Origin of the sequence: Promicromonospora iranensis (assembly GCF_028994775.1) — a bacterium.
Lineage (GTDB): Bacteria > Actinomycetota > Actinomycetes > Actinomycetales > Cellulomonadaceae > Promicromonospora > Promicromonospora iranensis_A.
Window position 1 is genome coordinate 234,278 of record NZ_JAJQMN010000002.1, and the last position, 12,250, is coordinate 246,527.

At 72.2% G+C, this 12,250-nt stretch carries 9 protein-coding genes; 1 reads left to right on the top strand and 8 read right to left on the bottom strand.

Annotated elements, in window-relative coordinates:
- Positions 1-121 precede the first annotated feature (121 nt).
- Positions 122-1,897 carry a hypothetical protein gene (locus LUU90_RS03895; RefSeq protein WP_275001971.1) on the bottom strand — a complete coding sequence of 592 codons (1,776 nt, stop codon included), beginning with the start codon at positions 1,895-1,897 and terminating at the stop codon, positions 122-124.
- Complete coding sequence (locus tag LUU90_RS03900) at positions 1,894-2,517, bottom strand: sigma-70 family RNA polymerase sigma factor (RefSeq protein ID WP_275001972.1); 624 nt, start codon at positions 2,515-2,517, stop codon at positions 1,894-1,896. The genes LUU90_RS03895 and LUU90_RS03900 overlap by 4 nt, the downstream gene beginning before the upstream one ends.
- A 333-nt stretch (positions 2,518-2,850) precedes the next feature.
- Here LUU90_RS03900 and LUU90_RS03905 point away from each other — a divergent pair, with 333 nt between their 5' ends.
- Positions 2,851-4,524, top strand: coding sequence for an oxygenase MpaB family protein (locus LUU90_RS03905; protein ID WP_275001973.1), 1,674 nt, complete (start codon positions 2,851-2,853; stop codon positions 4,522-4,524).
- Positions 4,525-4,531: 7 nt separating this feature from the next.
- Here the strand turns inward: LUU90_RS03905 and LUU90_RS03910 are convergent, their stop codons facing one another.
- The 6 genes from LUU90_RS03910 to LUU90_RS03935 all read right to left on the bottom strand — a co-directional run bounded on the left by LUU90_RS03910 (position 4,532) and on the right by LUU90_RS03935 (position 12,229).
- Entirely contained in the window at positions 4,532-5,554 is a 1,023-nt protein-coding gene (locus LUU90_RS03910; RefSeq protein ID WP_275001974.1) for a hypothetical protein, read from the bottom strand.
- Positions 5,551-6,102, bottom strand: coding sequence for a sigma-70 family RNA polymerase sigma factor (locus LUU90_RS03915; protein ID WP_275001975.1), 552 nt, complete (start codon positions 6,100-6,102; stop codon positions 5,551-5,553). Before LUU90_RS03915 ends, LUU90_RS03910 begins: the two co-directional genes overlap by 4 nt.
- Before the next feature lie 141 nt (positions 6,103-6,243).
- Positions 6,244-7,971 (bottom strand): hypothetical protein, encoded by a 1,728-nt coding sequence (locus LUU90_RS03920; RefSeq protein WP_275001976.1) that lies wholly within the window; start codon positions 7,969-7,971, stop codon positions 6,244-6,246.
- Entirely contained in the window at positions 7,968-8,546 is a 579-nt protein-coding gene (locus LUU90_RS03925) for a sigma-70 family RNA polymerase sigma factor (RefSeq protein WP_275001977.1), read from the bottom strand. Before LUU90_RS03925 ends, LUU90_RS03920 begins: the two co-directional genes overlap by 4 nt.
- A gap of 75 nt (positions 8,547-8,621) precedes the next feature.
- Positions 8,622-10,406: an RNA polymerase sigma factor gene (locus LUU90_RS03930; protein WP_275001978.1), complete on the bottom strand. Its 1,785-nt coding sequence runs from the start codon at positions 10,404-10,406 to the stop codon at positions 8,622-8,624.
- Between the two features lie 56 nt (positions 10,407-10,462).
- Positions 10,463-12,229 (bottom strand): SigE family RNA polymerase sigma factor, encoded by a 1,767-nt coding sequence (locus LUU90_RS03935; RefSeq protein WP_275001979.1) that lies wholly within the window; start codon positions 12,227-12,229, stop codon positions 10,463-10,465.
- Positions 12,230-12,250 lie beyond the last annotated feature (21 nt).

Below are 12,250 nucleotides of genomic sequence, written 5' to 3' on the forward strand. Positions count from 1 at the left end.
TGTGACCGGCTCAGGCCGGTCGCGTCTGCCAGTGCTTCCCTGGCTTTCACCCCCTAGGACGCACGACGCCTCCGGACCGTTGGGTTCCGGAGGCGTCGCAGCTCGTTCAGGTGCTCGCGGGCTACTCGCGGGCGAACGACCCGACGGCGGAGAAGGCCTTCCAGGTGCCGTCCTCGTGGATGCTCACGGTCATGCCCTGGTACCCGAACTGGACGTTCGCCCGCTGCGCCGCCGCCTCGTCGGCCGTGAGCAGACCCGCGTCCACCACCTCCCGCCAGGCCTCGTCGGAGCCGGCGAACTCGTCCAGCGCCACCCGGGGCCACACGACGGTCTCGGATATCTGCCCGCCCTCGACCGACTGCTCGGCGCGAACCCCGCCGGTGGTGCCGCCCAGCAGCGCGGCCAGCGTCCGGTACGGCAGCGCGGCCGTCTCGGGAAGCGCGAAGGTCGCCTCCGGGGCCTCCATGGGGAGCATCAGCTCGGCCCCGGATGCCGTCGCCAGCTCGATCAGCCGTCCGGAGTCGCAGCCGCGGGCCGCCTCCAGGATCGCCTCGGCGGTCTCCCCCGCGGCACCGTCCGGCAGGCTCGGGGCGTCGTCGGGGCTCTCGAACCCGTCCGCCGAGCAGTCTCCCGCCGCGGCCCTGGCCGCGGTGCCGGCGCCTGCCGAGGGCGCGAGCACCGCCCAGAGCCGAGCCACGCCATCAGGCACGACCTGCCCGAACGGCACCTGGATGTCGAGCGCACCCTCGCTGATGCCGAGGGCACCGAACGGTAGGACGGTCTCGTTGCCGTCGCAGGTGACCACGCCGGACCTGACCGCCTGACCGGTGCTCTGCTGCACCACCTCGAGCGGCACGGTGTCACCCGGGTCGGAGCTCTCGCACCGCGCGGTGAGCGACACGGCGGGTGCCGGCGGGTAGCCCCGGTGGGTCAGGCCCACCGTGCCCCATCGAGTGCTGCGGTCCAGCTCGAACCGCGCGAGCTCGCCGTCGATCGGCGCCGGGGTCTCGATCGTCGACTCGCCGCCTCGGTTCCCGGTCAGCATGTGCGCGCCCTCGGCGTCGATCCGAACCGGCACCGGGTCGCTCACCACCGTCGCCCGGTCGCCCGAGCCGACCTGCGGGAACGCGACGACCCGCACCTCGTACTCCCCTGCGGGCAGCGGCGACGCGTAGACCGGGTCGCCCTTCGTCCCGGACGGCGAGCAGGACGACCCCGCGGCGCCCTCGGCCTCGAGGTAGCCCGCGGGGTCGGACCCGATCAAGGGCGCACGCCCCGGCTCGCCGGCCGAGTCGAACGGGTCGGGACCCAGGTCCACGACCGCGCCGTCCTGGCTCCACACCAGCGCGAGCGTGGAGTTGAGCACGACCGGCCCGTCGTCGATCGTCGCCGCCATGCCCCACGACGTGGTCGGCTCGCCGCCCATGTCGGTCGTCCGGGCGTAGATGTCACCGGCCGGCGCCACCGACCAGCCCGACGCCGTGGTCTCCAGGTCGGCCGCCGGCATGCCGCACGTCAGGTCGCTCCACGCGAGCCAGGCCGGCTGGTGCCCGTCCTTGAGCTTGAAGTCGGGCGCGGGTGCCTGCACGACCGGCCGCGCGGACGCGGACGTTCCCGGAAGCACCTCGGACTGGTCGGGGGAAACGGGCGCGAGCTGCCCCGCCCCGAGCACCAGCGCACCGGCCAGGGCGAGCGCGCCACCGCCGAGCCCGCCGAGCTTCGCCGCCCGACGCCGCCGCACCCGCCTGCTCATCGCCGTCATGGCCGCGGCGGGCCCGGTCGGGGACGCAGGGTCCACGCCGTCGGCCATCGCGCTGAAGGTCTGCTTCAGGAGGCCTGCCTCCGCCGGGTCAGACCAGCCGTGGTCCGGACCCGCGCCGTCGTCGTGCTGGTTCATCGCACTGCCCTTTCTGCTGTGGCCGATCCGGCCGGTCCTGTCGTGGCCGTCCCGGCCGGATCCAGCACGTCCCGCAGGACGTGCAGCGCGTCATGGAGGTGGCGCTTGACGGTGCCCGGAGCGTTCCCGAGCGTCTCCGCCACCTGGTCGATGGTCATGTCCTCGAAGTAGCGCAGCACCACGCACGCCCGCTGCCGGGGCGAGAGGCGGGAGAGCGCCTGCACCACGTCCGCGCGGGCCGTGATGCCCGAGTCGGGGAACCGCACGTGGTCGTCCGTGGCGATCCTGGGTTCGATGTCCGCCCACCTCTTGCGGCGGCGCCAGCCGTCCAGGTACAGGTTCAGCACCATGCGGCGCACGTACGCCTCGGCGTACTCCACGGCCCGCCGCTCGGGCGGGGCTCCCGGCCGGTGCGGCCCGTTCAACGGCACGGTGCGCATTCCCGACGCCGCGGCCCCGCGCCGACCACCCGGCCGCACCAGACGGGAGCAGTACTTGACCAACGCCTCCTGCACCAGGTCCTCGGCCTGCCGGACATCGCCGCACAACGTGTACGCGTACCCGACGAGCACGCTGCCACGCTGCGCGGCAAGCATCTCCAGGTCTTCGTGCCAGCCCATTGCCGGCTCCTTCCTGCTGTCCTGACCGTATCGACGAACCAACGGGCCGCCAGGTTGGGGCAGACCGGCATCGGGCTTCGAACCCCTGCCCGAGCTGACCGAGGCTCCGCCCCCTGAACCGGGCGATGCTCCCCCTGAAGCGGGCCAGCGCGGCCCCGATGCTGACTGTCGTTCAGCAGGCGCAGGACAGCCGTTATCGGATGAGTGACGGCCCTGCCGAGCCTGCTGAACACAGGTCAGCACACGGGACCGGAGGGCCGAGTTGCCGCAGGCGGTCGCAACGCATGTGCCGACGCACTTCTGGTGTGGGTCTCTCGCAGGTGAGGATGGGGCATGGTGCCTGGGCATGCAGCGAACGACCTCGGCCGGTCCGCCGTGCCGGCGTACCCCCGCCGGTTCCGCTCCGCCGAGGCGCGCGGGGCGCGGATCGGCCGGCCGCTGCGGCTGTTCGGGCGCGCGGGCGATGTGGACGAGGCACTCCTGGACCGGATCGGCCGCGCGTTCTTCGAGGAGGACGACGCCGGAGCGGCGCTCGCCGCGGCGATGCGGCTACCTGCGGGGACGCCTGGCCGGGTGACCCACGCGCAGCTCCGGGCGGCACTGGCGGGTCCGGGCGTCGGTGCTGGAGATCTGAGGGGCGCCGGTGATCGTGAGATCGGTCCGTCGCACAACCTGGACCTGGACACCGAGATCGGTCCCTTGCACCGCCGCACCACTGAGATCGGTCCTTTGCACACCCCCGACGCCGAGATCGGTCCCTTGCTCCGAGATCGGTCATTCAACCGACCGATGTCGGAGCAAGGGACCGATGTCGGTACGAGACGCGTGCAGAGGACCGATCTCAGTGCGGCATCCCGGCAACCGAGCGGTCCCGGCGTGGCACTCCCGCAACCACCCGATCTCAGCGCGGCACTCCCGCAACCGCCCGGACTCGAGCCGGCACTACGACGACCGCCCGGACCCGAGGCCGCGCCACAGCATCGGACCCAACCCGGCACCGACCTGCCGGAGGCGCTGCGCCGGTTCCTCGACGAGGTCACCAGCGTGCCCGACTGGGTGGATTGGAACCTGATCGAAGAGGGTGCCGCCGTGCAGCGGAGGCTCGGGCAGAACGCGGGCGACGTGCTGCTCCAGCTGTCGCTCGTCGGCGGGTACCGGTTCGGCGGGCCGACGGACCTGCTCGCGGCGACCGGCGCCCTGACCGGCGGGACCCTGCGACGGCTCGCGGAGACCCAGGAGTGGACGGTCGGGCTGTCCGAGCCAGGGGCGCTCCGGCCCTTCGCCGCTGCCTGGCGGGCCACCGCGCACGTGCGGGCGATGCACGCGCTGGTCAGCGCGTCGTTCGCCGACCCGGTCACCGGCAGGGGCGGACGAACCGCTGAGCCGTGGGACGCCGCACGCTGGGGTCTGCCGATCAACCAGGCGGACCAGGCGGCGACGCTCGGGCTGTTCGACGGCACCCTGATCCTCGGGTGCCGGGCGCTGGGCGTGCGCATCTCGCCGTCGGACAGCCGTGCCCTGATGCACCTGTGGAAGTGGGTGGGGCATCTGCTCGGGGTGCACCCGGACTTCCTGGTCGACGACGAGTGGGAGCGGCACCGCATCAGCTACCACGTGCTGCTCGCGCAGGCCGGCATCTCGGACGCCGGGCCGCGCCTCGCCCGGGCGGTGGTCGCCGCGCAGGCCGAGCGGACGTACCGCGGGCCGTCCTGGTGGCAGCCGTTCCGGGCGTGGTTCGAACGGGAGCGCCTGCTGTCGATGCTGACGGCGTTCCTCGGGCTGCGCAGCATGCGCGAGCTCGATCTGCCGCAGCGCCCGCCGTGGGCGCACGCCTACCTGCTGCCGCTCAACATCTGGCGGTACCACGTGCGCGGACGCTCCCGGCAGGGCCGGGAGCGCCTCGAGCGGTGGGGCCGACGCCGGAGCGACGCGATCCTGGCGAGCTACCTGCCGGAACCTCACCGACCTGTCAGCCGCCGAGACCATCCGGGTGGCCTCGGCGGCTGACACGTGGTCAGGGGATCGTCACCGTGACGGGTGCGCTGATGACCAGGTGCTCCTGGTAGTCGGGACCACCCGCCTCGCCGATGCCGTGGATCTGCGCGGCCTGCACCTGGTACGTACCGGCCGCACGAACGTTGTCGTAGCCGTACGGGTCTCCGACAGCCAGGTCCGCCTCGGTGCAGCTGCTGTAGGGCGGTGGGCTGGCCACACCCGTCGACTCTCCCGTGTCGTTGAGCGCCGGCGGGATGTCGTAGTTGTTCTCCCTCCAGAATTCGCCGAGGTCGACCACACGCCCAGCCTGCGACCAGATCAGCAACGCCTGGCTTCCGATGGACTCCGTGCCACCACTGCCTCCGGGTTCGGCGTACCCGGGCATCTCCCCCGTGAGCCGGACCGGGATCGTTCCTCCTGACCCGCGTTCGTAGGTCAGGTCACCGACGATCTCGATCGACACCGTCGGACTCGTCGACACGAGGTCGGCAGTCGGCATCCCGCACCACACGGGATACGCGTCCCCCCACGGCCGGTACCCGTCGTCGAACGGCGCGGTGAGCACCTCGCCCGAACCGCTGTCCGTGGACGAGTCGCTCGCCTCCGGGTCCGGTTCCCCGGACGGGGTTCCCGAAGGTGCCGCATCCGGGATGACCGACGGTGACGCGGACGGCGAAGGGCTCGGGGACATGGTCGGCCTCGGTGGGAGGAGCGTCGTCGGGATCTCCGACGGCATCGGCCCGGTGTCGGTGGCCTGCACCGTCGGCCGGCCGGGCAGCGGTTCGGCCCTGTTCCAGGTCGTGGCCTGCGCGGTGCTGAAGGCCAGCGCGCCGACCACCACGGCACTGGTCAGCCCTACCGCTCCTGCCTTGGCGATGCGCCAGGTGCGCACCCTGCGGCGCAGGAGACCGAGATTCTTCTCCGGGGTGCTGGGCACGCCCGAGGGTGTGGCGCCGTCGACGAGCGCGCCGATGGTCTGCTTCAGGACGTCGCGGCCGTGGCCGAGATCGGAGTCGAACCCGAGGTCGTCGTGCCCGCTCATATGAGTTCTCCTTCCGGCACCAGCACCCCACGCAGCGCGTGGATCCCATCGGCCAGGTAGCGCTTGATGGTGCCCTGCGAGAGGCCGAGGGTCGTGGCGATCTGGGGCACTGTCAGGTCGTCGTAGAAGCGGAGCACCACGCAGGCACGCTGGCGCGGGCTGAGCCCTCGCAGCGCCGCCGTCACGTCCGCGCGGGCAGTGATGTCCGACGCGGGCGCCTTCACCGCGTCCGGCACCGCCAGCTTGGGCTCGGCCTTGCGCCACAGCGCGAAACGACGGCTCTCGTCGACGTAGAGGTTGAGCATCGTCCGGCGCACGTACGCCTCGATGCCCGCGTGGTTCCCGTCGTCGTTCAGGGCGAACTCCGTGCGACCTTCGGTACCTGCCGCCTCGGGGCGGCGAAACCGCCGGAAGACGCGCACCAGGGCGTCCTGGACCAGGTCCTCCGCCCGCCGCACATCACCCGTCAGCGCGTACCCGTATCCCACGAGAGCGCGCCCTCGGGTCGTGACGAGGTCGGTGAGCTCGTCGTCCCAGCGTGCGCTCATCACGCGCCCCTGTCCTGCCCCTGTCGGATCGCTTGCTCGGCCATGCGCCCGTCCCCTCTTCCTGGCGGGCACTGTGCCCCGCTCGCACAGAGATACGAGCGGGGCACGGTAAACGTTGGGACAGCGGTCCGACCAATCGGGTCAGGGGGTGGCCGAGTAGTACCGCCAGTTGCCGGCGTCGTCGATCCCGATCCGCATCCCCGTGTAGCCGAACCCCTGCGCATCAGCACGCTGCGCGTCGGCCTCTCCCTGGGTGAGCAGGCCGGCTTCGACCACCTCGTCCCAGGCCTCGTCCGAGTCGCGGAACTCGTCGAGCGCGACCCGGGGCCAGACGACCGTCCCGTCTCCCTGGTCGGCCCCGACCGTACCGGCGAGGAGCCCGACCAGGGTCAGGTAGTGCAGCGACTCGTCCTCGGGCAGCGCGAAGACCTGCTCGGCGGGCTCGGCGGGGATCAGCAGCTCCGTCGGGTACTGCGTCGCCAGCTCGACGAGCCGGTCCGAGTCGCAGGCCAGCGCGGCATCGACGATGGCCTCCGCCGTGGCCCCGGCGCCCGCGCTGGGCGAGTTCGCCGGGTCGTACGCCAGGCCGAGGCCGTCCGCGGAGCAGTCGCCGGCGGCGTCCCCGCCGCCGGCGTTCGGGGCGAGGGTCGCCCAGAGGCGTGCGACGCCGTCCGGCACGCTCGTCAGCCGGATGTCCACCACGTCTTCGCCACCGCCGACCACGGGCTTCGACTCGAACGTGGAACCGTCGCACGGCACCTCGCCCGACGCGAACGACTCGTTGATGGACGGCTGCACCACCTCGTAGCGCACCACGTCGTCCGGGTCGGAGCTCTCGCACTGCGCCGTGACCGACGGCGTGCCGGTGGTCACAGAGCGGAACTGCGTCAGCTCCGCGGTGACCCGGTCCGTGCTCCGGTCGAGCACGAACCGGGAGAGCTCGCCCTCGGCGGGCTCCGGCGGCTCGATCGTCGCGTCGCCGCCACGCGTACCCGTCGCGCTGTGCGCGCCGTCGGCGTCGAGGCGAACCTCCACCGGCTCGCTCACCGCCGTCGCCCACTGGCCGGAGGCGACCTGCGGGAAGGCGACCACCCGTACCTCGTAGTCGCCCTCGGGAAGAGGCGTCTCGAAGATCTGTCCCGCGTCGCCGTCGGCCGGCGCGCACGACGTGAACGCGCCCCCCTGCGCCTCGGTGACGTCACCGGTCTCGGAGCTGAGCAGCGGCGCGCTCTGGACGGATCCCTCGAAGACGTTCGTTCCCAGGTCCACCACCACACCGTCCTGGCTCCACACCAGCACCGGAGGAGCGTCGAGCGTTCCTTCAGTCCCCGAGACCAGCGCTGACATGCCCCAGGTCGTCGAGGGGGTGCCGTCCTGGTCCGAGGTCCGTGCGTAGATGTCACCGGCCACCGCCGCCGACCACCCGGTCGCCGTCGGCTCAAGGTCCTCGACGGGCATGCCGCACTCCAGCCCGGCCCCCAGGTCTCGGATCCAGGACGGCGCGTACCCGTCCTCGATGACGCTCCGCGCGGGCGTCGCCGACGGACCGGAATCCGGCGCCTGCGTCGCGGCCCCGCTCGGAGAGGGGGTGGCGGACGCGCTCTCGGACTGTCCCGGCAGCACCGGCCCGCGGTCCAGCAACGGAGTCTGGGTGGCACCGAAGGCGATCCCGGCGACCAGTACAAGGCTCGCACCCGTGAGGCCGCCGATCTTGGCCGCACGACGGCGCCGCACACGGTCACGCACCACTCCGAATGAGACGTGCAGGTCGTCCACCTCCCCGCCAGGCATCGTGTCGGCGGCGCCACGGAGCGCGCCGCTCAGGAAGTCGTTGTCGTCGTATCCGCTGTCGTTCCGGTCGATGTTCATCGGGCGGCCCTCCCTTCGGCAGGTCGGAAGTCGTCGGGGCGCAGGAACTCCTGCATGTTCTTGGTGGCATCGGACAGGTAGCGCTTGACCGTTCCCTGGGCGGTGCCCAGGGCGTCCGCGATCTGCGGCACCGTCATGTCCTCGAAGTAGCGGAGCACCACGCAGGCCCGCTCGCGGGCACCGAGCCGCGCGAGCGCGGCCATCACGTCGACGCGCGCCGAGGCGGCCTGGTCGGCGCCCCGGGTGCTGGGGTCGTCGGCCAACAGGTGCTTGATCCCGGTCCAGCGCTGCCGCTTGCGGTAGCCGTCCAGGTAGATGGTCAGCACCGCACGCCGCACGTAACCCTCGGCGTTGGTGAACGGTGAGTCGAGGTCGTGCGCCCGGCTGCCCTCGGCCACGCCCACCGCCCCGGAGACGGCAGGGCGTCCGCGGAGCCGCGAGTAGACCTTGACCAGCGCGTCCTGAACCAGGTCCTCGGCGAGCGCTCGATCGCCCGAGAGCATGTAGGCATAGCGGACGAGCGCGCCGCCGCGCACTCGCATGAGCTCATCGAGCTCGTGCTCCCATCCCGCCATGGCCACCCCCCAGGTGCGTGTGTGCTGTCATCGTCTCCACATCCACCATGACGCGCCGTGCGAGGGTTTCGTTGGTCAGTCCTCGAGCGGGTACTCCCATGGGCCGATCTCGACGGCGAGGTACTGCGGATCGCCGTCCGCCCCGGGATCGATCTCCGTCACGGCGTAGAGCACGTAGGTGCCGTCCGGGAACCCTTGCTCGGGCTGCGTCAGGCAGGTCGTGTCGGGTTCGTCGAAGGGCACGACGACGCGGGCCTCACCCCCTGCGTCGATCCGCAGTCGCTCCACCGGCTCGGACCAGACGTCGCGCCCCACGGCGGCCACCCGCCCCGCGTCGTTCACCCAGACCAGGGTGAACGGCGTGTGGGTCGTATCGACAGCCTTGCCCTCGATCTCGGTGACGTTGACCCACAGCCTGCCGATGGGTGGAGCTGCCGCGTCGAACCCGGTCGTGAGCGTCAGGCCCGACCGCTCCGACAGCACGTGCGGCCCGGCCGGGATGTCCGACGCATAGGCGCCGCAGGCCAGGCTCGTGCCCTGGAGCCACTCGGGCTGGAGGCCGTCGCGGAAGGCGGCGTCCAGCGGTTCCACGTCGGCCACCTCGAGCTCCGGAACCTCCATCGTGACCGGCTCGCTGACGGCCAGGTGGGTCTTGTCGCGGCCGTACCAGGGCATGACCGCGTAGACGTCGTAGGTGCCGGCCGGTCGCGCGTCCAGGAAGGTCTCGTAGATCATGCCGGACGTCCAGTCCCCGCACGTGGTGGTCGCACCGGCTTCCGCGCGGTCGACGGTGGAGCCGCCGGCGTCGGGCAGCGCGTAGCCGCCCTCGTTCCAGCCCGGGCCCAGGTCGACCACCTGACCGTCCTTCGCGAAGACCAGCATGGGGTAGCCGCCGTCGAGGTCCGGGCCGTCGGTATCCGTCCGGGTGATGCGGACGGGTGCGGTCAGGCCGTTCTCCTCGGCCTCGGCGGCACCGGTCAGCTCCAGCTCGACGACGTCGGACGTGGACGTGAGCTCCGTGACCTCCATGCCGCACCGGTACGTGCCGCCGACCTCGCGCCACTGGTTCGGTGTGAGCTCCGTGCCGACCGCCTGCACCGAGGTCTCGGGGCTCGGGGTGGCCGGCAGGACCGGCTCGGACAGCAGCCGCGCGGGCCCCCACAGCGCCGCGACGGCGAGCAGGCCCGCCAGCGCCAGCGTGGCCCCACCGAGGGCGCCGACCTTCACCGCCCGGCGACGGCGTACCGAACCCGCCACCGCGCCGAGCCGGTCCTCCAGCGACGTCTCCATCTCCGGCGCCGAGATCTCCGCGAGCGACACGCGCAGCACGTCCATCGCGTTGGAGAGGTGCCGCTTGATGGTGCCGGGGCTCGTGCCGAGGGTCTCCGCGATCTGCGGAACCGTCATGTCCTCGAAGAACCGCAGCACCACCGACTCCCGCTGCCGTGGGGACAGCTTGGCCAGCGCCACGCCGACGTCGACCTTGGCCGTCGCGACACGGTCCGCCGCCGGCGCGCGGTCCTCGTCGGCCAGGAGGTGCTTGACGCCCGTCCAGCTGTTCTGCCGGCGATAGCCGTCCAGATAGATGGTCAGCATCGTCCGGCGCACGTAGGCCTCCGCATTCGTCAGCCGGGGCTGGTCCACGTCCACGACCTGCCCGCCGTCGGCCGGCTCGCGCGGCGGACGCCGCAGGCGCGAGAACACCTTGACCAGCGCGTCCTGCACCAGGTCCTCGGCCTGCAGCCGGTCCCGCGTCAGCGTGTACCCGTATCCCGCCAGCGCGCGACCACGCCGCACGATGAGCTCCTCGAGCTCGCTCTCCCACTGCGCCATCTGTGACGTCCCCTCTCCCGTGCTCATAGTTCCTGACGGGCGGGAACGGCAGAACGATGATGCCGCTGGTGAGAAAAGGCGAGTCAGTCCTCGACGACGTACTCCGACCCAACGTCCGCGGACAGGAACTGCCGCTCTCCGCCCGAGCCCGGATCGAGCTCCGTGACGGCGTACACGTCGTAGACCCCGGCGGGCAGGCCGGCGTCCGGGTTCTCGAGGCACGTCACGTCGGGCTCGATCCGCACGACGACGGACGTCTCGCCCCTCGCGTCGACGCGAAGGGGCTCCACCGGATCGGACCAGACGTCGCGGCCGACACCGACCACCCGCCCGTCACTGAGCCAGACGGTCGTGAACGGCGTCCGGGTGGTGTCGACGGGCTCGCCCTCGGTCTCGGTGAACGTCACGGTCGCCTCGTCCTGAGGGGCGCCGTCCCGCCGGTCCTCGGCCCTCAGCTCCAGGACCGATCGCGCCCAGGGCGCCTGCCAGCTACCCGGGATCCCGGACGCATAGGCCCCACAGGCCAGGTTCGTGCCCTCGAGCCACGGCGGCTGGTAGCCGTCACGGATGCCGACGGTCAGCGGCTCCTCTTCCGGCACGTCGAGCGCGGGGACCTCCATGGTGACCGGCTCGCTGACCGCCAAGCCGTCGCCCCACTGCACCACCGCGTACACGTCGTAGGTGCCGGCCGGCCGCTGGTCAAGGTACTCCTCCCGCACGTCCGGCATCGTCCACTGCCCGCACGCGGTGGTGGCTCTTGCCTCGGCGAGGTCATCCACAGACGCGCCGGCGTCCGGCAGTGTGTAGCCCCCCTCGAACCAGCCCGGACCGATGTCGACCACCTGGCCGTTCTGCGCAAAGACCAGTGCGGGGTACCCGCCGTGAAGTGCCGGACCCACGGCATCGGTCCGGGTTATCCGGATCGGAGCGGCGAGACCATCCACGAGTGCGTCGCCGTCGGCGAACTCAAGGCCGTCGGAAGACCTCAGGTCTCCCGTGAGCTCGACGCGCACCGAGTCGGACGACGACACGAGCTCTGTCACCTCCATACCGCAGTGGTACTGCTCGCCCAGACTCTCCCAGCCAGTCGGTGTCCACCCCGCGCCGACCGGCTGGCTCGACACCGTGGGACTCGGCGTGGCCGGCGGCACCGGGTCGGACAGGATCCGGCCGGGCCCCCACAGCGCGGCGACGCCCAGCAGGCCGACCAGCACCAGCGACGCGCCGCCGATGGCCCCCACCTTCGCGGTACGACGACGGCGCACCGAGCCCGACACGGCGCCGATCCGGTCCTCCAGCGACGTCTCCATCTCGGGTGCCTCCATCTCCGCGAGCAGGGCACGCAGCTGGGCCAACCCGTCCGACAGGTGCCGCTTGATCGTGCCCTGGCTCGTCCCGAGAGCCGCCGCGATCTGCGGCACGGTCATGTCCTCGAAGAACCTCAGCGTCACCGCCTCGCGCTGCCGCGGGGTGAGCCGCCGCAGCGCGACGCCCACGTCGACCCTGGCGGTGGCGACCCGGTCCGCCCCGGGCGAGTGGGCGTCGTCGGCGAGGAGGTGCTTGAGGCCGGTCCAGTGGCTCCTGCGCCGGTACCCGTCCAGGTAGATGGTCAGGATCGCGCGTCGCACGTAGCCCTCCGCGTTGGTCGCCTCCTGCGAGTCCAGGTTCACCCGGCTCGACCGGTTACCCGCGGGCGCCGGACGGCGCAGCCGGGAGTAGACCTTGACCAGCGCGTCCTGCACCAGGTCCTCGGCCTGCGGCTTGTCGCGGGTCAGCGAGTACGCGTACCCCACCAGCGCACCACCACGGCGGACCACGAGCTCCGTCAGCTCGGCTTCCCACTGGACCATGTCGGTCTCCTCTCGTCCCGC